The organism is Corynebacterium cystitidis (assembly GCF_900187295.1).
GTDB lineage: Bacteria > Actinomycetota > Actinomycetes > Mycobacteriales > Mycobacteriaceae > Corynebacterium > Corynebacterium cystitidis.
The window spans coordinates 616,655-638,385 of the sequence record NZ_LT906473.1; the positions used below are offsets into that span (position 1 = coordinate 616,655).

At 57.1% G+C, this 21,731-nt stretch carries 24 protein-coding genes; 18 read left to right on the forward strand and 6 right to left on the reverse strand.

The features are described from left to right. Positions 1-48 precede the first annotated feature (48 nt). The 6 genes from CKV99_RS02915 (at position 49) to CKV99_RS02945 (ending at position 5,343) form a co-directional block, all read left to right on the forward strand. Positions 49-639, forward strand: coding sequence for a hypothetical protein (locus CKV99_RS02915; RefSeq protein WP_092260284.1), 591 nt, complete (start codon positions 49-51; stop codon positions 637-639). Positions 640-703: 64 nt separating this feature from the next. Further along, positions 704-1,228 carry a helix-turn-helix domain-containing protein gene (locus CKV99_RS02920; protein ID WP_092260286.1) on the forward strand — a complete coding sequence of 175 codons (525 nt, stop codon included), beginning with the start codon at positions 704-706 and terminating at the stop codon, positions 1,226-1,228. Further along, the gene (locus CKV99_RS02925; protein ID WP_092260288.1) at positions 1,228-1,674 is read left to right on the forward strand and encodes a hypothetical protein; all 447 of its coding nucleotides are present in this window, start codon (positions 1,228-1,230) and stop codon (positions 1,672-1,674) included. Before CKV99_RS02920 ends, CKV99_RS02925 begins: the two co-directional genes overlap by 1 nt. A gap of 698 nt (positions 1,675-2,372) precedes the next feature. After that, the gene (locus CKV99_RS02935; RefSeq protein ID WP_092260292.1) at positions 2,373-4,583 is read left to right on the forward strand and encodes a TOTE conflict system archaeo-eukaryotic primase domain-containing protein; all 2,211 of its coding nucleotides are present in this window, start codon (positions 2,373-2,375) and stop codon (positions 4,581-4,583) included. Beyond that, positions 4,584-5,042 (forward strand): sigma factor, encoded by a 459-nt coding sequence (locus CKV99_RS15060; protein WP_197697206.1) that lies wholly within the window; start codon positions 4,584-4,586, stop codon positions 5,040-5,042. Further along, positions 5,011-5,343, forward strand: coding sequence for a hypothetical protein (locus CKV99_RS02945; protein ID WP_092260294.1), 333 nt, complete (start codon positions 5,011-5,013; stop codon positions 5,341-5,343). Before CKV99_RS15060 ends, CKV99_RS02945 begins: the two co-directional genes overlap by 32 nt. A 458-nt stretch (positions 5,344-5,801) precedes the next feature. Here the strand turns inward: CKV99_RS02945 and CKV99_RS02950 are convergent, their stop codons facing one another. The 4 genes from CKV99_RS02950 to CKV99_RS14690 form a co-directional block, all read right to left on the reverse strand. After that, entirely contained in the window at positions 5,802-6,185 is a 384-nt protein-coding gene (locus CKV99_RS02950) for a hypothetical protein (RefSeq protein ID WP_092260296.1), read from the reverse strand. A gap of 116 nt (positions 6,186-6,301) precedes the next feature. Next, complete coding sequence (locus CKV99_RS02955; RefSeq protein WP_092260298.1) at positions 6,302-7,468, reverse strand: type II toxin-antitoxin system HipA family toxin; 1,167 nt, start codon at positions 7,466-7,468, stop codon at positions 6,302-6,304. Further along, positions 7,465-7,680: a helix-turn-helix domain-containing protein gene (locus CKV99_RS02960; RefSeq protein WP_092260390.1), complete on the reverse strand. Its 216-nt coding sequence runs from the start codon at positions 7,678-7,680 to the stop codon at positions 7,465-7,467. The genes CKV99_RS02955 and CKV99_RS02960 overlap by 4 nt, the downstream gene beginning before the upstream one ends. Positions 7,681-7,955: 275 nt before the next feature. Then, positions 7,956-8,432, reverse strand: coding sequence for an excalibur calcium-binding domain-containing protein (locus CKV99_RS14690; RefSeq protein WP_231910152.1), 477 nt, complete (start codon positions 8,430-8,432; stop codon positions 7,956-7,958). 529 nt (positions 8,433-8,961) lie between these two features. Here CKV99_RS14690 and CKV99_RS02975 point away from each other — a divergent pair. The 11 genes from CKV99_RS02975 to CKV99_RS03025 all read left to right on the forward strand — a co-directional run bounded on the left by CKV99_RS02975 (position 8,962) and on the right by CKV99_RS03025 (position 18,658). After that, positions 8,962-9,162 (forward strand): hypothetical protein, encoded by a 201-nt coding sequence (locus CKV99_RS02975; RefSeq protein WP_092260301.1) that lies wholly within the window; start codon positions 8,962-8,964, stop codon positions 9,160-9,162. Positions 9,163-9,407: 245 nt separating this feature from the next. Then, entirely contained in the window at positions 9,408-9,818 is a 411-nt protein-coding gene (locus CKV99_RS02980) for a hypothetical protein (RefSeq protein ID WP_092260303.1), read from the forward strand. A 274-nt stretch (positions 9,819-10,092) separates the two neighbouring features. Next, positions 10,093-10,644, forward strand: a complete 552-nt coding sequence (locus tag CKV99_RS02985; protein WP_157728370.1) for a DUF4230 domain-containing protein — start codon at positions 10,093-10,095, stop codon at positions 10,642-10,644. A gap of 118 nt (positions 10,645-10,762) precedes the next feature. Further along, positions 10,763-12,409 carry an ABC transporter substrate-binding protein gene (locus tag CKV99_RS02990; RefSeq protein ID WP_092260307.1) on the forward strand — a complete coding sequence of 549 codons (1,647 nt, stop codon included), beginning with the start codon at positions 10,763-10,765 and terminating at the stop codon, positions 12,407-12,409. Then, positions 12,400-13,434 carry an ABC transporter permease gene (locus CKV99_RS02995; RefSeq protein ID WP_092260309.1) on the forward strand — a complete coding sequence of 345 codons (1,035 nt, stop codon included), beginning with the start codon at positions 12,400-12,402 and terminating at the stop codon, positions 13,432-13,434. The genes CKV99_RS02990 and CKV99_RS02995 overlap by 10 nt, the downstream gene beginning before the upstream one ends. Next, a complete protein-coding gene (locus tag CKV99_RS03000; protein WP_092260311.1) occupies positions 13,394-14,242 on the forward strand; it encodes an ABC transporter permease in 849 nt (282 codons plus the stop codon). The genes CKV99_RS02995 and CKV99_RS03000 overlap by 41 nt, the downstream gene beginning before the upstream one ends. Before the next feature lie 7 nt (positions 14,243-14,249). Further along, complete coding sequence (locus CKV99_RS03005) at positions 14,250-14,972, forward strand: ATP-binding cassette domain-containing protein (protein WP_092260313.1); 723 nt, start codon at positions 14,250-14,252, stop codon at positions 14,970-14,972. Then, entirely contained in the window at positions 14,969-15,583 is a 615-nt protein-coding gene (locus CKV99_RS03010; RefSeq protein ID WP_092260315.1) for an ATP-binding cassette domain-containing protein, read from the forward strand. The genes CKV99_RS03005 and CKV99_RS03010 overlap by 4 nt, the downstream gene beginning before the upstream one ends. A 153-nt stretch (positions 15,584-15,736) precedes the next feature. Next, on the forward strand, positions 15,737-16,795 hold the full coding sequence (locus tag CKV99_RS03015) for an ABC transporter substrate-binding protein (protein WP_092260317.1): 1,059 nt from the start codon (positions 15,737-15,739) through the stop codon (positions 16,793-16,795). Positions 16,796-16,805: 10 nt separating this feature from the next. Further along, positions 16,806-17,822 (forward strand): FecCD family ABC transporter permease, encoded by a 1,017-nt coding sequence (locus CKV99_RS03020; RefSeq protein WP_177178135.1) that lies wholly within the window; start codon positions 16,806-16,808, stop codon positions 17,820-17,822. Continuing rightward, positions 17,819-18,658, forward strand: coding sequence for an ABC transporter ATP-binding protein (locus CKV99_RS03025; RefSeq protein WP_092260321.1), 840 nt, complete (start codon positions 17,819-17,821; stop codon positions 18,656-18,658). Before CKV99_RS03020 ends, CKV99_RS03025 begins: the two co-directional genes overlap by 4 nt. A gap of 225 nt (positions 18,659-18,883) precedes the next feature. On the opposite strand, the gene CKV99_RS03030 is transcribed toward CKV99_RS03025, so the two are convergent. Both CKV99_RS03030 and CKV99_RS03035 read right to left on the reverse strand, forming a co-directional pair. Then, positions 18,884-19,807, reverse strand: a complete 924-nt coding sequence (locus CKV99_RS03030; RefSeq protein ID WP_092260323.1) for a hypothetical protein — start codon at positions 19,805-19,807, stop codon at positions 18,884-18,886. A 248-nt stretch (positions 19,808-20,055) separates the two neighbouring features. After that, positions 20,056-20,670, reverse strand: coding sequence for a GNAT family N-acetyltransferase (locus CKV99_RS03035; RefSeq protein WP_092260325.1), 615 nt, complete (start codon positions 20,668-20,670; stop codon positions 20,056-20,058). Positions 20,671-20,742: 72 nt separating this feature from the next. On the opposite strand from CKV99_RS03035, the gene CKV99_RS03040 reads away from it, so the two are divergent. After that, entirely contained in the window at positions 20,743-21,723 is a 981-nt protein-coding gene (locus CKV99_RS03040) for a trimeric intracellular cation channel family protein (RefSeq protein WP_092260327.1), read from the forward strand. Positions 21,724-21,731 lie beyond the last annotated feature (8 nt).

A 21,731-nucleotide genomic window follows, 5' to 3' on the forward strand; every position in this document is an offset into this window, starting at 1 on the left:
AACGAAGACAGGTCGTCGGAGGGGAATTCTGGCCTCGGAGAGGAGTTTATGTTTTCCGCAAAACCGCATATTCTCATCCCTGGAGATCCGGCTTTTGACGATCTCGAACGGTGGGAATGGGCAGACGATGCCCTTCAGAACTTTCTCGCACTGCGGAACCGGGATGCGGTCGCATTTAACTGGATTTACGCGAATATGAAGCAGTGGAACCGAGAGGGGTATCATCCAATTACTCGCCAAGACCAAAAAGCCATGGAAGCTCCCAGTGGTTTCGATGCTGCACAGCAGGTAGATCACCCGCCATGGATGGGAGAAATCCGAGAAATTCAAAGCTCGCTTAGCCAACGTCAAAGTAGCTCTCAGCGGAACCCTCGCCATTACCGCCTCTACTACTTCGATATCGCCGATGTTTCAGGGGAGCCAGCCCATCGAATGCTTGTGACCCAGTTTTCGGAGAAGCGGATTTACTACAAGCGTGATGGAAGCGTCGACAACGCGCGGACTGACAAGGCCCAGACCGCGCAGATGATCAACGCAATGGAGGCCGCGAAAAACTGGTGCGCTGACAATGGTCGTGCCTATCGGCCGTGGACTTTCCCTCCCACCCCAGATCAACAAAATGTGCAGCTAAGCAATTAAATGTGTAATATAATGCACGGCGCGTCGCTATGATTAATTTAGTTACTAAAAGGAAGAAAACACCATGGCCAAGCTGGAACTTGATCCCACACTGCGCCTCGGCGTGGACCTCGCGAGCTCCGACATCAATCTTCTTAACCACCTCACTGCTCTGCGGAAATGTAAGAATATGACGCAAGAAAGTGTGGCTCAGAAGATGGGCGTGGATCGCAGTGTCATCGCCCGCTTAGAATCCACGACGGGGGACCACTCGAAGAACCACACAATGGAATCGATTAGGCGCTACGCCGAAGCCATTGGCGCCTTTATAGGACATGTTGTTTTTGACACCTCCATTCAGGCCGAGCGTGAGGAAGCCGAAAAGTTCAAGGCGATTGCACGGGAAAGTCTTCGAGAGCGTCGCATGAAAGGCGACGGACACGAGCGTTTATCTGACAAGGCCTCACAGAAAGTGAAAAAGAGCACCGTGCATTTTGAGGAGCAGTTCGGCCCTGTAAGCCACAAGCGAGGCTATTATGCCCAGGCTACACAGGCGAAAGGCGTGATGGTGGTTGGACAAGACCTCGTTGATGTGACAAGGGGTCGGTAATGGTCGACAGCAGGACAGGTTTCGCTCGGTGGTCTGTGCGTAAGATCTACGCTGAGAACATCGCGGAGGGGATGAATGAATCTAGCGTGGACAGTGTGGGTACTCCGGACGCAGAGAGCGAAACTACGCGACAGGTGAAATCAGAGATCGAATTGCGGAGGTTCATCCAAGAAGACCGTGACCTTATCGTGCAACTGGATATAGCCACCGAGGTGGAAGGGGCCGCGAAATACCAGTTAGAACTGCAGGGGGCGTGGCAACTATCCGAAGAAATCCTCGCCGAGGGGGTAGACGAGCGCACTATCGACGATTTAGCAATGGGATATCGCCTCGATGAGATCACTGCAGTAGCCAACGCAAAGTTGCTGGGATTAGCGCAAGATATCAACCAGCCACCAGTTGCGATTTCGCAGGAGCACCTCGCAGGAATTCGCGATCAGGCATAGATTGAAGGCCTAGGACGCTATAAAAGTTAAATACTGGAAACTAATGCCCGGCGATCCGCTCGCCCCATAAGCGGACGTATAGTCCTTCTCCCGCCAGACTAAGAAATAGAACAGTCTTTGCTACGGGGAGCAGAAGATCGTCGTTAAGCGAATGTCTTTTCCAGCTAATTAGAATCAGCCTAGAAAGAAAATCGGAGAAAGCTGCACAGTGAGGGTTTCGGCCAGTAACGCAGCGACCGCCTGTGGGCCTCGCAGTCTGCGAGCTTCCCCGCGTTTTTCTCGGCAGAACTCAGCACCGTTGGTAAGCGTCTGGTTTGTCGATTAGGTGAATGAATCGACTCTCGGGCCTCTAGTGGGAGTGGGACTTTCCGTTCTCGGCAGTGAGGTACTTAGTCGCAGAGAAGATGGGCTCCATTTTTATCGAGTTCGGAACATTGATGAATGGCTCGAAGATTCAGGGGACAGCTGAAGTGCTCGATGGCTTGGATTGGTCATTGGTCGGTGGGCCATGGTTGAAGTCGGGGTTGAATCTGCTTCCTACCAGACGATTAAACGCTACCTTCCTACCTAAGCCACTGATCGGTGGGGAAGCGTGGGCGATTTTCAGGTGTGCTCCGAAATCGCAGGTCTGTTGGCTTCAGGTGAAGCTGTGCGCAAAAATCTCGAATCCAGCGTAGTAGGTGTTTAGGCTGAAGAATATGGAACTCGCCGACCGCTTGGAGCGCTTAGAAAAGCTCAGCCACCTACTCGCAGAGGAGATCGCTGCTCTCCGCTGTGAGTTAGCAGTACGCCAAGAACATCCTGTTCAGAAGCAGGAATTAGTAAGTAACAAAGCGCCCTCCGGTGACAAAGAAGCTCTCCTGGACGTGTACATGTCCCTGTTTGTCGGCCGCAGTGACGTGTACGCCTACGCCTGGGAGAACAAAGAGAAGGGGATCAAGGGATGGGCGCCGTCGCGAGAGAAAAACTACAACGTGCCACAGCAGCAGCGGCGATTCCTACCACTGACTCGCGACGTGATCCGGGACCACATTTGGAATCCGAAAGCCTCGCATAAGGGGCTCTACGTGATGCTTCCAGACGATACCTGCCGAGTGTTGGTGTGCGACTTTGATGATGGCGACTGGAAAGAGGATGCGACCGCCTACGCCGAGGTGGCGGCACAGTATGGGTGTGACCCGTTGGTGGAGTTATCGCGAAGCGGTGACGGTGCCCACGTGTGGATCTTCTTTACCCAGCCGGTTCCAGCGCGGCTGGCTAGACAGCTGGGATACGGGCTGCTGGGTGAGGTGGCGCACGAGTATCCCCACGTGCGGTTGCACTCCATGGACCGGTTCTTCCCGGCACAGGACACCCTGCCGGTGCGCTCCAAAGGAGCAGGCAAGCTAGGTAACCTTATCGCGCTTCCATTACACGTAGGAAGTTGGCACACCAAACGCACGACCGTGTTCGTGGACCCGTCCACGTGGCAGGAATATCCGGAGCAATTCGCACGGCTCCGTGAGGTCAAAGCGATGGGAGTAGCAGACGTAGATGCGGTCGTCGATAAGCTCGATGATCAACCCCCGCAACCGAAACCGAGTGAGCATCGCGGACCTGTGAACCTCCGTGTCGCAGAGGGGATGCATGTGCCGCGTGAAGTAAGCGTGGCTGCCGAGCTGAAATGGCTGGCCAGCGTGCCCAATCCGGAGTTCTACCGCAAGCAAAACTCACGAATGTCCACGTATGGGACACCACGCATTATTACGCGGTGGGAGGAGCGCGATGATGAGTTGGTGCTCCCGCGCGGGCTTGTCGACGATGCCGTCCACGTATTGGAACGGGCAGGGTATGAGGTGAACGTGTCGCGGCCGCGGCCGGCCAAGAAAATTGCTGTGGAGTTCACCGGGACGCTGCGGCCAGAGCAGAAGAAGGCAGTGCGGGATGTGTGCGCTGATCCGGTGGGGATCCTGCTGGCGGACCCGGGGCAGGGCAAGACGGTGATGGCGTGTGCGGTGATCGGCAATCGGAAGGTGCGCACGGCGATCGTCGTGAACCGGAAAGAGCTGCAGAAACAGTGGGAGTCGCGGCTGGACACCTTTCTCGACTGTGTTGACGGCGTGGAGGTTGTGTCGCAGCAAGCGCTCGCGCGCTCGGGCCCGGGCTTGCTGGCAGAGTATGACCAGATCATTGTGGACGAATGCCACGGAGCGGTCGGGCCGGCGACGGAAGCGGCTTTGAGTTCTGTGAAAGCGCGCTATTGGCTGGGGTTGACCGCGACGAACTACCGCTACGACAAGCTAGACCGGCTGATCAACTTCCAGTTCGGGCCCGTGCGGCATCACATGGTGCGCGAGACCGGGGTGGGCAAGCGGACTGTGATCGTGCGGCGCACACCGTTTAGCAGCGAAAGTGCAGATTTAGTAGAACTCTGTAACGAGATCGCCGAGGATTCTGCTCGGGTAGAACTGCTCGCCCAGGATGTGGCAGAAGCGCTCGGCCAAGGGCGGTGCTGCCTGGTGCTAGTGAACAGGTTGGCGGGTGTAGACGCAATGTACAAGGCAGTAGTATCTGCCCTGGCGGGTGGCGCCGATAGTGAAATCCCCGTACTTACTATGACGGGAGCACAAACGACGGCGGAACGATCTGAGTTACGTAAGCAGTTAGAAGCACCGCAGTTGTGCTTAATCGCGATGAACAAAACTGCCGGTGAGGGCCTAGATGTGCCACAGTTAGATGCGCTTTTTCTGGCCGCTCCATTTAGATTCAAAGGGCTGGTAGTACAGTACACGGGTCGCATCACCAGGCGCGATGACGTAGATGCAGTGGTGTACGACTACGTCGATACGGCAGTGCCGATGCTAAACCGGATGGCGGGAGGCAGACACCGGGAGATGAAGAAAATCGGGTGGGATGTCGTGGAAGGGTGAGTGTTTAGGCGTCGCATTGGTTGTACGGAAGCGATTAGGTCTGGTGACTGTCAGGATTTGTCAGGATTTGGGCGACTCAAACATGTATGTAGTGAAAACCTATCCTATGTTGGATCGCGTGCCGATGCGGAGGATCTCACCCAGGAAACGCTGTTAACCCTGTTGACTAAAACCCCATGTTTTAATGATGAGGAGCACGAGAAGGCGTGGGTGCTGCGAGTAGCGATCAATAAGTGCAAGGAGCATCTGCGCAAACATGCTCGACTAGTGCCACTCGACGAGCAGGAACTAGCCGTGCGTCAACCTGTCGGAAATAAACACCACGGCGCCGTTGGGTGTCTGCCACCGTTTTCGGCTTTGGGGTGTCGGACATGGAAATGCTGGACACTATTGGCAGACCAATCAATGCACGCGATACGTAGGCGGGGTGACGATCAGCGCAGAGGCGATCATAGGTGACGAAAGTCAACTCGCAGTGCGCTATCGCATTGAGTTTGAGGAAGGCCGAGAAGTTCCCCGCACTATCGAGGAATTGCACTTTGGCTACCATGAACTTGAAGTGCGCGCGATGCAGGGAGGTGGATTGACCCACAGTGAATTCCATGATGAAAATTCAGGCGATAACGCTATCGTGTTCTTCAGCGATCTGCGGGATGGTCAAGAAGTGGTGGCACCCGGCCTGTGGAAAATGCGTTTTGAAATTAACTTTCCTGAAAATGGTCGTACGCTGAACATTGATGGCAGTACCGGCATTACTTAGGTAAGTGTGTTTCCAATCGCTTTGAGCTGGGACTTTGTTGAGCGTGAGGAGAATGGTGGCTATTGTCCACCAGTGATGTTGGAATTCGCGGATGGTTCCACTGACACTTTCTGGGGTGGGCCCGGCGGTTTAAATAATGGAGTTAGGGTCCCCGGCTGGTCGTCGATAAGCGAAATAGCTGGGGGATTCCTCCCGAATTTCATGGGCGTGCTCCAACTAGGCACGCGAATCAAAATTCTGGTGCACGACAATATCGTGAAGGTGTGGAGATTCAGCACCTTAAGGCCCGGTAAACCACTCCGATTGTCCCCACGAGGCTGCGGTTAAGGCACACCCCAAGGATTCACGGAGAAGATACCCTCGGCTAGCACGGCTAGCACGGCTAGCACGGCTATCGCAGTCTAAAATTGCGGAAGTGCCGTGTCGGCTCTGGAATCAGGTAGCCTTTAGCGCAACCTTTAGCGTGACTCGGCGACAGCGGTTTCTTCCTTCCACCGGCGCGCGGTCATAAAAGAACGAATGCCAAGCACCAGATAAACCACCAACAGAACGAAAGTGATGGTGCTGACGATCACGGCCGCAGGGCGTTGCGCAGTTCCGGCAAAAACTTCACCTAGCTGGAGGACGCTACGGAAAGTGCCGAGGATCCCGAGGATCGCGACAACAAGGGCGATGTGGATACCAATCTTCGGTTGTTTGATACCAATGGCACCGAAAATAGCGATAACAGCCCCCAGGATTGACGGGATGAGGGCGGTCCAGCTAGCCATTCCGGTGGCAAAGTAGGCGATAATGCCCAGGATAATAAGGATAGCGCCGAAAGAAATAGTGATTCTAGGCATAATAAGCCAGTCTCCTTTGATAGGACAATTGAAATGAATGGTGTTGGGACCAGTGTAGCCCCCGAATCATATAGATAGCTAGGCTGCGTGCCGGACGGTGAGCCGGTGATATGCCACTACTCCAGTTGGCTCCGGCGCTGGCGCAGCTCGCGTTCGGCGGCGTAGAGGGGAGAGCCACTTAAGGGCAAGGTCTCTAGATTCACGGCCTGAGCAGCGCGCATGGCTACCGTGTTAGCGCTTCGAGCTGCAGCATGGGGCAGGCCGATAGCGTCTGCGAACTCATCCCAATGACGTAGGCGGACGTTTTTCGTTCGGCCCGCGACCGGCAAGGCCAACGTCATATCCCCGTACAGCGCGGTGCACGGCACGTCATAGACTGGTGCAATATGCCAGTCGCCAGTGGCATCTTGCACGATCGAGACGTTCTTTGCATGCAAGTCGCCGTTACCAGTTAGCCACGCAAAGATAAATTGGAGATACAGGTTGCGGGTAGCAATAAGCGGTGCTTTAGTTTTGGCGGCCAGCGCTTTAACTACTTCTGCTGCGTCGACGTTGTACTTTCGTGCTGGAGGAAGATCCAACACTTGGGTGGCATCTTCAAGCGCCCGTGTCGAGCCATCTGTGCAACGGTCGAATCGTTTCACCACTAGGCCGGGAATCGATTCGCGGTCATGTGTTATCGTTGCTTCACTAACTGGAATTCCCAGGTTGTGGGCGTGGGTGAGATGGAGCGCCTCGTTGAACACTAAGTGTGGATGCTCAGGAGGATCAATTTTGAGAATTGCGTGTTGGTTTCGACTCGTGACCAACGCATTAATCATAGATGCGGAGGCCTTCGATTGAACACCGGGAATGCCAACCGTATCCACCAAGTCGACAATATCGCGGAACCGAACATTCGGATCACCAATATCAATAGACGGAACAGAATCAGATGGGTGCTGGCCTTCTGGTAAGACTTGGACATCTCCAGGAAGATCATTTCCTACAGCAAGCAGTAGCGTAAATTCATCATCCAAGGAAGTCTTGACCGCACGCTGTAACACCGATAGTCGGTGGCCCTCAGGTAACAGACCCGCGAAGAAAGGCGGCAGCGCCCCGTTGGGGGCGGGGGAGCGGTCAACGCCGAGAGGGAGTGTCGTGGCAACACCTGGACCGCTGTAGGATTCTTTGTATTGGAAAGTAACGCTTCCCGAGTCATTTCGGGTCAGCTGAGCAGCGAGCCGTCCAGCTTTGAACACATTCGCGCTGTCAATGAAACGCAGTCGTGACAGGTCTGTCATGAGGTCACCTCAAAAGAGAGCCCAAGGACATCGAGGACCGTGAGTACCGAGTTCAAGCTCGGTGAGCCCGTCCCATGCTCGATATCGCGTACTGTTTTATCCGATAATCCCGCGAGCTCCGAGAGTTGCACCTGGGTAAGATTGTATGTCTTGCGGGTTTTGTAGATGATCTTGCCAACATTCACAGCTACGTCGTTACGCGTCTCAGCCACGAGCACACCTTTCGGAAGAATCCTTCGGATTAATGGATTATCCCGCAGTATAACTGAAGTGAAGATCAAGAATCCGAAGTATCCTTCGGATTTGGCCCTTTTCGGGTGCGGCGGCCGACCCGGAAGCCGTATTCCGAATAATACTTCGGAATTTTGGGGAAACAACAGCCTTGATGGCCATTTCTGAAACGCTCACGTATTTATCTGGAATGCTGGCCTCAAGGCTAATCAAGGGTGCTGCATTTGGTGTTTCGAAGTTGTTGGCCTTGGTGGGGCTACTCGCAGGCCACGCCGTCACCATCGCGGTCGAGCTTGCTCCTATAGCCGGGCTCGCCAGCGTAAATCGGGGCGGCACCAGCAGCGCGGGCCTCGCTGCAATTCGCGTAATAGACCGACGCTGCTGCAGGAGCAGCCGGCGGTGCAGGAGCTGGGGCGGGCGCTGGTGGTGGTGCCGGTGCGGGCGCTGGTGGTGGGGCGAGGAACCCGAGCTGCTGATTGTTTTCCTCGGGGGCAGGGGCGGGCTCAGGTGCTGGCTCTGGTTCGGGGGCCGGGGCAGGCTCGGCGGTCACCGTCTCAGTGACCGTGATCGTGGAGAAAGCCGTGGTCACTTCGGTAACGGTGGTCGAGCGGTTCAGTGAAGCTTCAGCCGTATCGTCGGGACTGCCAGCACACGCAGTGGCAGATATGGCCACCGTGGTAAGAGCAGCAAGGGTAGTAAAGCGACGGAATTGGGGATGCAGTCTATGAGACATGTCAGTCCTTATGCTTCGACAAAAGTTTGATTAGGAAAACTAACTCTCCACATACTATCGCTAGATTCACGCGGAAACCAATCCTGGGGCTGGGGAGCCCCGTGTGGTAGAGGACCGAGCCCCGTCGAGCGCTCGGTCGCGCAGGCGGCGTCTCCAAGCAGGTAGGGCGCTTTCCGGCAACGGTTTCACCCAAACAATCGCCCTGGAACTGCAGGGATGGGACGACGAGATGGCATCGCGCGGAAGCCACGTACGCCCGCATGGCCACCAGCCAGGGCGAACACCGCGTCTGAACTGCGGCTGGATGGCAAATTGTAATGCTCAATGATCAGCGCGAAGCATATCTCGACACGCTAGAGCGGGCAGACACAGGTAACTACCGTCCTTGTATCGACCACATTAGAGAAAAAGTTCCACGGTCTGCCGCCACCACCACAGTTATAACTCAGTGTGTCAAGGGCCGTGTCGACAGCGATTAACGTGGTGTGTTTAGGGTCCAAGCCAGGATTTCGTTCATGGGCGGGCGGGGTTGGTTGTCGATAAGCACCTGCGCGTGGTCAACGATGACCCCACTGGCACCTTGGAACCGCACCGAGAATTGGTCGTCGAATTGCGCAACGTGGATCCCGTGATTGACAAAGCAACACGCCAACGCATCGAAGCGAGGGCAGAAAACTTTGTTAATCATTTCGGGGCGGTAGAGGTATACAGGTATCGGGTCGGCAGTTGAGCCGCAGTCCCACACCCGTGGGACACCGGCGAGTTGTTGGAACGGTTGGTCTTCGCTGCGCTCGGGTGAGGTACGTGCGGGTAGGGCATGGATCGGCGAGGCCTTTAGTTGCGCGAAGGTAAGTTGGCTGCCGGTGCGCCACGTCAGTTATGTAACGAAACGGTCTCGGAACCGATAGAGGGGGAGTACACCGTATTAAACCGTATTAACCGGCATCAAGGCCGGAGAACAGGGAAAGGTCATTCATGAAGGTCAAACGGGTTTTGGTTTCTGTCGCTACAGCAGCAGCGCTTGTCATGGGCGGGGCGCAGGTTGCTGGGGCGCAGCCGGCTGGGCAGGCTGCTGGGGCGCAGGTTGCTGGCCAGGAGGCTGCCAAAGATGAAGACGGCTCTGCGGCGCGATTGTCGTCGCTGAGCTCGGAAAGCTTGTCCAGTAGCGGGACTAAGGGAGAAACCGGTGATCTAGATAAAGGTGACAAGGATGACGAAGCCTCTGAGGTTGCGGCGATGAGCTCCGAGGTAGTCGCCGACCTCTTCGGCCCGCTTGCGCCACTAGTTGTGGCGCTTTCTCCGCTGCTGGCAAAGCTGCTCGGGATGCTCGACGTGATCACGGATGCGGTGGGTAGCGTTGCAAACCTGGGTGCTGCTGTGCGATAGGGGCATCTGTTTGCCGGTGGCGTCAGTTTTGGTCGACAAATAACGGGTCTGTGTGGGTGGCGGGCGGATTTGTCGGCGGAAAAGCGCGTTGACCCCTTTCGAAGCGGAAGCAACAGTGGGGCAGGGGGAATCGTCGTTAAGCGCGATGTGTAATACAAAGCGCAATGGTCGCCTCATCAACTAAGTGCGGTACGCTGCCAGCATGAGAAAAGCTTTCAAGGTCCTGTGAATTTTTGTTGCGTCGGCGCTGCTGGTCGTAGCTATCATCGCCGCTTTGTGGACGGTCAACCCGACGCAGGGCGAGGAAGAGGTGTCGGTCACGCGCACGACGGTGGAAGGCTCGTTCGATCAAATCGCCGAGTTGTCCGTTGAGGAATATATCTTCACCAACGTGGGCAAGCGCGAGAACGCAGGCCGAGTGCTGTTCGGGCGCAACGTGCCGCTGACAGGCAACTCATTTTTGCTGACCTACTCCGGCGTGGTCAAGGCGGGCGTGGAGGATTTTGAGGCGGTGGAGGTGCGTATCGACGATGAGGCAGCCACCATCGATGTGACGGTGCCGAGGGTAAAGGTGACAAGTTCTGAAATCGATCCGGACTCAATAACTGTGTACGACCAGTCAATGAACCCGTTCAACCAGATAGAAATGCAAGACTTCTCCAATTTCATTGCCGAAGAAAAACGCGTGGCCGAGCAAAAGGCTGTGGAGGCTGGACTTCTGGAGCGCGCGGAAGATCGCGTGAAAATGCTGATGGTCTCGCATGTGGAGGCACTGACTGGGGGCACCCAGCAGGACGGCTACGCCGTGAAGGTGGGTTGGAAGTAGTGGTGTAGGCGGCGGGCAGGCGCTGTCAAGCGCACAATAATTGTCATGTCACCCAATTGTCAATCATTCTATTGAATGTTAGGGTAGATCTTAAGTGTTTACTGAGAAAGGGGTAGACATGCGTAAAAGTTTCTTGACCTGGGGTGCGGTGGTCGTCTCGGCCTCGCTGCTACTGACCGCTTGCAGCGACTCCGACACCACAACTGACGCGGGATCAGACGCGACCAACGGCACCACTTCTTCATCCAGCCAGCGTGGAGGCAGCACTACCGAGCGTGCCGACGACGAACTGGTCCTCGCACTCGGAGATTTCGGCGAGTCTGAATTTGATCCCGCCAAGGGCTGGGGTACCCACAATGAGCACAAGGTGCTGCACTCTTCCCTGCTGAAGTGGACCAATGACATGGAATTGGTCGGCGACCTCGCGGAATCCTACGACGTGGACGGGGCAACCTGGACATTCCAACTCAACCCTGACTTCGCTTTTTCTGACGGCGAGCCCGTCACCGCAGAAGACGTTGTGTTCACCTACGAGATGCTGGTCGAGGATGGAACCAACTTTGACCTCTCTACGGTCAAGGAGGTCCGCGCCGAAGGTGACACCACGGTGGTCTTCGAGCTCAACGGGCCAGACTCGCTTTTTGGGCCGCTGACCGCACTGATCGGCATTGTTCCGGAGCATGCTTATGGCCCCGACTACTCTGATAACCCCATTGGCTCCGGCCCGTACAAGATCGTTGATAAGCAGATCGGCGAGCAGGTTATCATGGAAGCCAACGAGCACTACCCGCAGGAGATGCACTATAAGAAGCTCACATTCTTACTGGCAGACGAAGAAGCCGCCATCGCCGCGGCTAACGCCGGCGAGGTCGACGTACTGAAGGTCTCGCACAGTAACGCAGACCAGCAGATTGATGGCATGGAGCTGGAGGTGCGCGAATCCGTCGATACGTTCGCAGTTGTTCTTCCTGTTACTGAGTCCGGCAACACGGGTGTCACTGTGGGCGAGAAGGTGGAAGTTGGCAACGACATCACTGCCGACCCAGCAATCCGCGAAGCGATCACCGTGGGGCTTGACCGCGAGGAGCTGTCCGAGCTGGTGCTCAACGGATACGGGCACCCGGCATGGTCGGTGGCTGACGAGCTACCGTGGGAAGTTGACTTCTCCTTCGACGACGGCCAGGTTGAGCAAGCCACCCAGATCCTGAAGGACGCCGGATGGGAAGACACCAACGGCGACGGCACCGTGGACAAAGACGGCACCGAAGCAGTCATCCCGCTGATGGTGCCCTCTACTGACCCGACCCGCGTCGACCTCGGCGAGGTACTAGCGGTGCAGGCCGAACGATTTGGCATCAAGTTTGAGCAAGAACATGTCACCTGGGATGACATCTACGAAGAGGGCAAGACCAAGGCGGTTATTTTCGCTCTGGGCTCACTCTCGCCTAAGGAATTGTGGGACGTTTACTCCACCGACGCGATTGATACTGGCTACAACAACATGCCGAACTACTCCAACCCGGAAGTAGATAAGTATTTTGAGCAGGCACGCCGCGCAGAAGACTTCGAGGCGTCGCTGAACCTTTGGAAAGAAGGCCAGAAGGCCGGTGCCAACGCACACCCTGATGGTGATGTTTCCATGGCGTGGATCCTGCGCCGTGACCACCTCTTCATAGTCAACGAGGACGTTGACTTAGGCAGCGAACTCATCCATGGACATGGCCACGGCCTGCAGATCTTCCGCAATGTGGAGGAATGGAGCTGAAGCGGCTAGCACTAACGATTATTCGGCTGGCAGGGCTGCTGCTGAGTGTCACACTCGTGGCATTCCTGCTTGTCGAGTTTTCGCCCTTGGACCCCATCGCGGAGTACATCAATGACCTGCAAGGGATCAGCGATGAGCAGATCGCCCAGATTGCTGCGCTGTGGGGGCAGGACCAACCGTGGTGGCAGCGCTACTTCGGCTGGCTGGGTGGGTTAATCACTGGTGACATGGGCACCAGCTACATGTACCGTCGTGATGTCGCCGACATCCTCGCCTACGCGGTGGGTAACTCGCTGATCCTCATGACGATTGCGTGGTCGCTTTCTGCCGTCCTCGGTTACAGCCTCGGAGTGGTGGCCGGCGCGCGCCGCGGTGGGATCTTCGACCGGATCATCGTCGCGGTGACCTACCTGCTCACCTCAACGCCAACATTCGTGGTAGGCCTCGTTCTCATCATGATTTTCGGCGTGTACTTGGGCTGGGTGCCCGTGGGGATGTCGCAACCATTGGGCATGCTTTCCGACGAAGTTACTTTCACTGACCGCCTCCAACATGCAGTGATGCCGGCCATCACTGTGGCGCTGGTGGGTATTTCTTCGGTGACGCTGCACACTCGCCAGGCAATGGTGGCGTTTATGGACTCTGACATTGTGCGCTTTGCCCGTTCCCGCGGGATGTCCACAGGTCAGATTGTGTGGCGCCAAGGTATCCGCAACACCATTATTCCGGCGATCATGCTGCAGTTCACCACGCTGTCATCCCTGGTGGGTGGCTCGGTGATGGCAGAGACCGTCTTCTCCTATCACGGCTTGGGCTCCATCATTACCCAAGCAGGCCTCAATGGTGATATCCCGCTGCTGCTGGGTGCTGTGGTGATCACCTCGATGGTGGTGTTTGTGGGAAACCTGCTGGCAGACGCCATCGCGGTGGCATTGGAGCCACGCATTCACAGCAGCAAACAAGCACAGGTAAAGGAGGACCGCGATGCGTTCGACCCTGTATCAGCCACGGCGCACCCTCAATAACCGCGTGCTATTCGCCGTGTTCCTTGTGCTGGCTATTGTCTGGGTGGCACTCATTTTCTTCCTGGCGGCTGCCTACCCTGAGGCGTCGATACGCCCCACCGCAGGCCAGCGCAACCTACCACCCGACAGCGAATTCCTGCTCGGCACAGACTGGATGGGCCGCGATATGATGGCGCGTACTGTCAAAGGGCTGGCTTTAAGTCTGCGCGTGGCAGCGGTCACCGCCACGGTGTCTGCGCTGGTCTCTGTGGTACTTGGCATCCTGGCTGCTAGTGGGCCGAAGTGGGCCGATCGGCTGGTCAACTGGCTTGTCGACATGAACTTGGGCGTGCCCCACATTGTGGCCTCCCTGCTGATCTCGTTTGCGGTTGGTGGAGGAACTCTCGGTGTGGTGCTTGGCGTGGGGCTGACCCAATGGGCGCCGCTGGCACGGCTAATCCGCGGTGAGATCTTGAAGGTGCGGGAAGAACCATATGTGGCCATGTCACGCGCCCGCGGCCATAGTCGTGGTTGGGTGGTGCGCAACCACCTTTTGCCGGCGCTGATCCCTCATATCCTGGTGGGCTACGTTTACATGATCCCGCATTCCATCCTGCACGAGTCTTCGCTGACATTTCTTGGTTTTGGCTTCGACCCCACACGCCCGTCGTTAGGCATCATTTTGAGCGAAGGTATGCGCTTCCTCTCTGCCGGGCAGTGGTGGCTGGTCGCAGGTCCCATCGTGATGCTGCTTGTACTCGTGTTGCTTCTCGAGGCATCTAGCCAACTGCTGCGCGGCCTGCTCGCCCCGGCCACGAGGCACCAATAGGAGAAACATGACTGCACCATCTGCATTATTTGTGCGCGACCTTGAGGTCTCCTTCCACCAATACGTTGGGTTGGTGGGGCGCCGCCACGTCACACCCTTGCGCGGGGTCAGTCTGGACATCGCGCCGGGGGAGATCCTGGCTGTTGTCGGCGCGTCCGGCGGGGGTAAGTCTTTGCTTGCCGACGCCATCCTGGGACTTCTGCCCGTTAACTCGCATGTGCGCGGCAAAATTCATGTGGACCCCGACACCATGAGGTACGTGCCTCAAGGTGTCAACCACTTCGACCCAACCTTGACCATGGGTAAGTTCATTTCGATGGACCGCTTGGACCCAGTGCGCCAGTTGGCACGGTTTGGGTTGGGGGAGGAGGTCGCCCACATGTACCCCCACGAACTATCTGGCGGGATGCTGCGGCGTGCCACCCTGGCCACTGTCAACCCGAAACTGACGCGGCTACTAATCGCTGACGAGCCAACCCCTGGCCTGGATCCCGCCACAACTGACCTGGTGTTGGAGTTTTTTAACCAGCTGTCGGTCGAGGGCTGCGCTATCTTGTTCATCACTCATGACATGGTGGCTGCCACGCGTGTGGCTCACCGCATTGCTGTGCTACGCGATGGTCAGATCGTGGAAACTGTGCCCGGCGATCTGTCCGGCGAGCTAGCTCCTTATACCCAAGCCCTGTGGGATGCCCAACCCGCCAACAAATTCTGGGGAGCAATCCGATGAGCCTGCATGCACACGACATTAGTTTCGCGTATCCCGGCGCTGGCGCTGCCACCGGGGCAGGCCCCATCCTGTGCGGGATTAATCTGGAGGTGCCGCCCGGTGTGGTTGTCGGCCTGCACGGCTACAGCGGTGCCGGTAAATCCACCCTGGCGAAGATTTTGGCCGGGCAATTGCTACCGGATGCAGGTCAGGTCACCGTTGACGGCCAACCGCTGCACCACGGCACGTACCTGCCTGTCCAATTGATTCAGCAGCACCCTGAGCGTGCCATTGATGCCCGCTGGCGCCTGAACAAAGTTGTGCGGGGTATCTCGGCAGAGACTTTGGAGCGTATGGGTGTAGAGCCTGACTGGCTGGAGCGCTACCCTTTGGAGGTCTCGGGCGGCCAGCTGCAACGCATCAATATCTCACGCGCTTTAGATCCGCGCACCAAATACGTGGTGGCTGATGAAATCACCACCATGATGGACGCGCTGCTTCAGGCAGACATTTGGGCAGGGCTTATCGACGAAGTCCAGCGAAGGCAGCTCGGATTGTTAGTGATCTCGCACGACCATGACCTGCTGCGCCACGTGTGCGACCAGGTTGTGGCCTTGGACGAGCTGGGCTAGTGACTCTAGTCGCTCCGGTGGTGACGGGTGGCTGCGGGCAGGGTCCTGCGCCAGGTTTCGCGCCGGCACGTGCTAGAAGTTTGCTTGGAGGCATGGCACCAACTAGGATCAGGCGAAGATCAATTGAACTTTAGAACATTTGGAGAAGATTCCATGTCGCTTGCACAAAAGTCCACTTTGGGCGCCATCGCGCTAACCACCGCCATCACACTTGTGGCCTGCGGAGGTGAGACCGCCGACAATGGTGCCAGCGGATCGGGAGAGTCGTCGGCAAGCGACACTACTACCGCCGCTGCAAGCGACTTTGAGCCGGTGACCATTGATAACTGCGGCACCGAATTCACCATCGAGCAGGCCCCGCAGCGCGCGACCACCCTAGAGCAGGGCGCGACCGACACGCTGCTCATGCTCGGCGCGGCCGACCAGATCGCCGGCCACAGTCACTACAAATCGCACCCGCCGGCCGGCTACGAGGATGAAACCGAGCAGCTCACACTGATCAGTGAAGACCCAGCGACGTCCGAACAGCTGCGCGCAGCCGACACGGATTTCATCTACTCGCCATTCGAACTGTCCTGGGACGAGTCCGGTGCCGGCACCCGCGAAGAATGGGCGCAGTTGGGCGTGCCCACCTTCAACAACAACACCGAATGCCAGGAATACGGCGACAACAAGGGTAAGACCCAGTTTGAGCTGCTGGAGCGCGACTTCACCGAGCTCGGCCAGATTTTTGGGCGCCAAGACGAGGCTCAAGCGCTGATCAAGAAGCAAAACGAGGCGCTGGAAGACGCATCCGACACTCAAGCGCCAGAAGGCACCACGTTCATGATGCTGTACTCTGCCTATGAGTCAGATCCCTACGTGGCCGGTGGCCCATCGATCCTGACCGAGATGGGCGGGCTGTTCGGCATGACCAACGTTTTTGCCGATGTCGATGAGGAATGGCCCACCGTTTCCTGGGAGGCCGTCGCTGAGGCAAATCCTGACGTGATTATTCTCGGCGACCTACCTCTGCGTGGCTCACCTGGTGATAAGTGGGAAGAAAAGGTGGAAATCCTTGAAACCACCCCCGCTGTGCAGAATATGGATGCGGTGAAGAACAAAAAATACATCGTAATTGATGGCATCACCGCGTCGGCGTCGGTACGCACCCACGAAGGCGTTGTAGAAATCGCAGATGCGCTGCGCGACGGCGTGCTCGACGACGACTAATCTGCCCACAGTGAAAAGAACTGTAACAACTGCCGTCGTCGGCGGGCTTATCCTCCTGGTCGTGATGGTGGTATCCATGACCATGGGTGTCAGTTCTGTCAGCCTCGCCGAAATCCGCGGCTGGGCCACCCACTCCACCGGACTGTTCGTGGATCCGGCCTATCCACGGCCGTCCACGCTGCGCGAATCTATCCTGGTGGATCTGCGCTTGCCGCGCGTGCTGATGGCCGCGCTGGTTGGTGCGATTCTGGCTGTGTGTGGTGTGGTCATGCAGGCGATCACCCGCAACGACCTGGCTGAACCTTACCTGCTAGGAATCTCCGCGGGCGCTTCAACCGGTGCCGTGGTGGCACTGATTTTTTCCTCGTGGCAGTGGGGCATTACTGGTGGTGCCGCTGTGGGGGCGTTGCTAGCCTTTGCTGTGTTAATGGGGTTGATCGGCGGCCGGGCCGAGGACGCGACCCGGTTGGTGCTCACCGGTGTGCTGGTGGGCTTCCTTTTTGATGCGTTGACCCAGTTGATTACTACCGCATTTGGCGATGCAGAAGCCACCCGCAGCGCGCTGTTCTGGCTGCTCGGCGTGTTGGGCGCGGCTCGCTGGGACAGCCTGATCGTTGTGGCGCTTGCCGGCGCCGTTGGCCTGCTAGTCCTGTGGGCGCTGGCGCGCTACTTGGATGCGATGGCGTTGGGCGGGGACATCGCCTACACCATGGGCGTGCCCGTGAAAACTGTCAGCTATGTGGTATTGGTGGCGGTCAGCTTGCTCACGGCGGCGACGGTGTCGGCGGTGGGCGCGATTGGTTTTATTGGCCTGATTGTGCCGCACGCCGTGCGCATCATTGCGGGCCCGAAGCACGTGTCGTTGATCCCGCTGTCTGCACTGGTGGGCGCGATTTTCTTGGTGACGGCTGACGCTTTTGCCCGCGTAGTGTTCGCCCCGCAGGAGATCCCCGTCGGCGTGATCACTGCGCTGATCGGTGTGCCCTTGTTCTTCATGGTCCTGCGCCGAAAGGAGCGCCAACGATGAGCATCACTGTGCGCGACCTCGCCGTGAAATACGGCCGGAAAACAGTGGTCAGCGATATCTCATTGGATTTCTCCTCGCCCGGGGTCTACGGCATCGTGGGGCCCAACGGCGCCGGAAAGTCTACGCTCATGCGCGCGGTCGCTGGAGTGCAGGATTTTTCCGGAACGGTGCTTTACGACGACCAACCATTGGTGGCGTATTCCCGAGCACAGCGCGTGGAAGTATTGTCCTATATCGCCCAGTATTCCGGGCCGCCGATCTCGATGACGGTGCGCGACGTGGTTACGTTGGGCCGCACCGCAGGTAAGGGGTTGTGGCGGGGCATGGATTCCGGTGACGAGGATGTGATTAACCAGTCGATGAATCACACCGATGTTTATGGGCTTGCTGACCGGCCGTTGGCTGAGCTGTCCGGTGGGCAGGTGCAACGCGTGATGTTGGCCCGCGCTATGGCCCAACAAGCCAGCCACATGCTGCTGGACGAACCCAATAATCACCTTGACCTGCAACACCAGTACAACTTGATGAGCTTGCTCCGCCATTTTTCTCGCGAACACGGGGTTATCGTTCTTATCGCGATTCATGACATAGCGATGGCCGCCAGGTTCTGTGACTCCGTCGCCCTCATCGGTGAAGGCGGCATCCTGCTGGAAACCGGGCCTGCCGACGAAATCCTTACCCCTAATGCCCTAAAGGAGGTTTTTGGGGTACACGCCAAGCTAGTGGAGATCGCCTCTGGCCGGGTAGTGCTCGACGTCGAGGGCACCACCTTGCGAACGTGGGGCCCACACCTTGACCAGCCTCAAGCCCACCGCACGCCCCGCAGCCACGATTAAAAGCTGGCCCTTGAGGCGCCACTAACGGTGGTGTGAGCAGACACAGCCCGCTTTGTCTTGCAGCCCGCGCTTTCTACCAGCCCGCTCTTTTTGGTCGACAGATGGTTGATTTTCTGTGGCGGTGGGCGGATTTGTCGACTGAATATGTCATTGGCATAAGGGTGGAGCATCCGAGTGTGCCACTCGGCAGAGTCAAATACCGGTGAGGAGGAAGCGGCAAACCTTTCAGGCTATTCGACGCCGGTTCAGACGCTGGATCCAGGAGTGCCAGCGCCATGCTGGTTTCCATTTTCTTTGTGGTTTCCCGCCTTCCAAGACTCTCATGGAGTCTTCGACCATGTCGAGGCAGCGTTCCAATTCATTATCAATGCATCGTGCAGTGAACTGGAGAACTACAAAGCCGTTGAGCGCTGCATAGTTCAGCTTCCACGAGTCGTGTACATGCCCCTTTTCACCTTCGGCAGTGGAAAGATCGCGGTGGTATTTGTAAGCGCCGATTTCGATGAGGAGCCGGGAAAACCTTTTACTGCGGAAGTCCCACCGATAGGGCCCGACAACCACATTCTGATCAAACTCAAAGCCCCTGCGCTTCAAAGCGCGAAGGAATTTTCGTTCAAGGTTACTATCAGTGCCAATGGAGAGCGTCGAAATATATTCGCGGAGGCCAACGGGCACGTGCCCCATCCATGACAAATGGAGGTCCAGGTTGCGTTTGCCGCTCTTGAAGGCATAGGCATCCTCGAGAAAGTCAACCAAATCGTGCGCAGAGATCTCATCGTGGGCATCCCATGCAGCAACGATGGGCGGCACTACTGTGAACTGCCCAAACCGGGAGGACACCGGGTACCGGTGTGCTTTCACCTGAAAGTGAGCGGAAGAGCGGCTCCTCGTGTTACGTGGCGCACGGAAATGCAACGGGAACGTCAGTGGGGCCCGATTGTGGAATTGATAAGCCGACACTCCGGTGAGCACCCAGGTCGGGTGGATCTGGAGGAGTGCCTGGGCAAATTCCTGGCCAGTAAATGAGCCTAACGCATAAAAGCCGTGGTCAAGTTTGGTGATCTCGCCGCTTTGTAAACGGCTACGAAATGCTCTTTCCCCGATACCTAAATGAGTGCGCAGTTCTTCCCGAGAATAAATCTTCATCATGTTTCCCCCGAAACGTTGAATATAACCAATATAACCAACAGTCGATGGCTGGTTCTGCCCCTTAAGGTAGCTGATAGTTTCAGCGCCTGCCGGGTGAGCACGTCAGAGCTTGCCGGACTGCACTATTTGGTCGACAAATCCGGTTCTCGCTGGGGTAACCAAGGGATTTGTCGGCGGAATAGTGCGCGATCCAGATAGAGGCTGCGGGAAGGAATAGAAGATAGGGAAGGAGAGGAAATTAACCGCACCTAGAAGGCGTAGATGTAGTGGTCGACCGGCTCGGAATAAAGGGGTGAGGTGCGCTGGATTTCGGCTACGCGCCGCATGCCGCGTTTCTCATAAAACTGCCAGGTGCAGTGTGAGTCAGTGTAGAGGAAAAATTCTTCGGCTTGCTCAGAAAACTCACCGAACAGGGCTTTGCCTACGCCGGTGCCGCGGCACTGGGAACTAACGACGAACAACACCACCTCGTTGCCCACAGGAATATTTCGCGCTGTGATTCTGCGCATCAGCCGCCAAGCAACGAGCTGCTCAGAGGCCCAGTCCTTCAAACCAGTCCGCTCCCGTGGAAAAACCGGAAGCAAACGAAAAAAGTTTCCAACTATTGCGGCTAGTTTGCCACGTGTCCCAGGTAGAACAGGATCCCCTTGGATGCGTCCGATGAGCAGTCCGACAGGCTTGTCGTCGATAAGCGCGATGCGAAAATGCGTCGCACGCAACACCGCGGTGTGCAGGTAGAGGTCCAGGAAGTCGTCCAGGTGTGAGCGAAAGCGGGAATCAACGTTAAAACCCTCGTTGATCAGGTGGAAAACGAAGGGCTTGTCGGTGGGGTGGTAGTCGCGGATGCGCACGGAGGACTGCATGATCACCACAATACTGGGTGAACGTGCAGACTGGCAGTTGAAGGTGCGGGGCTGCGGTTTAGACTGGGGTGCGTGGAAGATCTAGCACCTAATGTTCAGGCCTTGTACCGTTTTCTTGACCTTGCTGGCGTGTTCCTCATGGGGATTATTGGTGGCACGGTCGCGAGGAAGCAGAACTTTGACATCATCGGGTTTTTGTTCCTCTCGTTGCTGACTGCCTTGGGTGGAGGTATGTTGCGTGACATGCTGATCGGGCGTGGCACCGTGGCGGCGATGGCGAATGAGGAGTACCTGATTCTCGCGTTCGGTGGCGCATTGGTGGCGCTGGTTACCGATTTTAAAGGCAAAGGGTGGGAGCTGTTTCAATTCCATGCTGATGCGGTGGTGTTGGGTTTTTGGGCCGTCACTGGGTGTGTGAAGGCGCTGAGTTATGACTTGCCTGTGGTGGCGTGTGTGTTTATGGGGGTGATCACGGGTGTCGGTGGTGGCATGGTGCGTGATGTGGTGATTGGTAGTGTGCCTAGCATTTTTACCTCCCAGCAGCTGTATGCGGTGCCGGCGTTGTTATCGGCGGTGTCGATGGTGGTTTTTGATGCGTTTGGCTTGAACTTGGTGGGCATGGCCATCTCGCCGGTGTTCGCGATTGCGTTGGCCATGTTGTCGTATTGGCGTGGTTGGTATATTCCGGCGCGGCCCGATTTCGCCCCGGTGAACATGACGGCAACGCAGGTGCGCGAGCTGATGAAGTTGGCGGAAGAGCGTGGCCGGCGGGTTGGCCGTCGTCTTGAGCCGCCGCGGGTGCGCAGCTGGCGCCATGAGCAGAAGGAGAAGGAGCTGGCGCGGCGTAAGGGTGAGCAGGTGCCTATGGATGCTGACACCCAGGAAGTAAAGGCAGAACAGCAGCGCCAGGAGTTCGAGGACGCCTTGGATGTATTGCTTGACGACGAGGCTGTGGTCGATTCTGGTGAGCAGTGGACGTTGGGCACGGGGGAGCGTGACGACGAGGCCGGCGTGGATGAGGATGCTTCGGGTCGAGAGGAGAAAGGAATCTAATGTGCAGC

Bases quoted from the DNA above. Each gene is read 5' to 3' on its own strand.
- CKV99_RS02915 (WP_092260284.1), top strand. From the start codon at position 49: ATGTTTTCCGCAAAACCGCATATTCTCATCCCTGGAGATCCGGCTTTT.
- CKV99_RS02920 (WP_092260286.1), top strand. From the start codon at position 704: ATGGCCAAGCTGGAACTTGATCCCACACTGCGCCTCGGCGTGGACCTC.
- CKV99_RS02925 (WP_092260288.1), top strand. From the start codon at position 1,228: ATGGTCGACAGCAGGACAGGTTTCGCTCGGTGGTCTGTGCGTAAGATC.
- CKV99_RS02935 (WP_092260292.1), top strand. From the start codon at position 2,373: ATGGAACTCGCCGACCGCTTGGAGCGCTTAGAAAAGCTCAGCCACCTA.
- CKV99_RS02950 (WP_092260296.1), bottom strand. From the start codon at position 6,185: ATGCCTAGAATCACTATTTCTTTCGGCGCTATCCTTATTATCCTGGGC.
- CKV99_RS02955 (WP_092260298.1), bottom strand. From the start codon at position 7,468: ATGACAGACCTGTCACGACTGCGTTTCATTGACAGCGCGAATGTGTTC.
- CKV99_RS14690 (WP_231910152.1), bottom strand. From the start codon at position 8,432: ATGTCTCATAGACTGCATCCCCAATTCCGTCGCTTTACTACCCTTGCT.
- CKV99_RS02980 (WP_092260303.1), top strand. From the start codon at position 9,408: ATGAAGGTCAAACGGGTTTTGGTTTCTGTCGCTACAGCAGCAGCGCTT.
- CKV99_RS02990 (WP_092260307.1), top strand. From the start codon at position 10,763: ATGCGTAAAAGTTTCTTGACCTGGGGTGCGGTGGTCGTCTCGGCCTCG.
- CKV99_RS02995 (WP_092260309.1), top strand. From the start codon at position 12,400: ATGGAGCTGAAGCGGCTAGCACTAACGATTATTCGGCTGGCAGGGCTG.
- CKV99_RS03000 (WP_092260311.1), top strand. From the start codon at position 13,394: ATGCGTTCGACCCTGTATCAGCCACGGCGCACCCTCAATAACCGCGTG.
- CKV99_RS03005 (WP_092260313.1), top strand. From the start codon at position 14,250: ATGACTGCACCATCTGCATTATTTGTGCGCGACCTTGAGGTCTCCTTC.
- CKV99_RS03010 (WP_092260315.1), top strand. From the start codon at position 14,969: ATGAGCCTGCATGCACACGACATTAGTTTCGCGTATCCCGGCGCTGGC.
- CKV99_RS03015 (WP_092260317.1), top strand. From the start codon at position 15,737: ATGTCGCTTGCACAAAAGTCCACTTTGGGCGCCATCGCGCTAACCACC.
- CKV99_RS03025 (WP_092260321.1), top strand. From the start codon at position 17,819: ATGAGCATCACTGTGCGCGACCTCGCCGTGAAATACGGCCGGAAAACA.
- CKV99_RS03030 (WP_092260323.1), bottom strand. From the start codon at position 19,807: ATGATGAAGATTTATTCTCGGGAAGAACTGCGCACTCATTTAGGTATC.
- CKV99_RS03035 (WP_092260325.1), bottom strand. From the start codon at position 20,670: ATGCAGTCCTCCGTGCGCATCCGCGACTACCACCCCACCGACAAGCCC.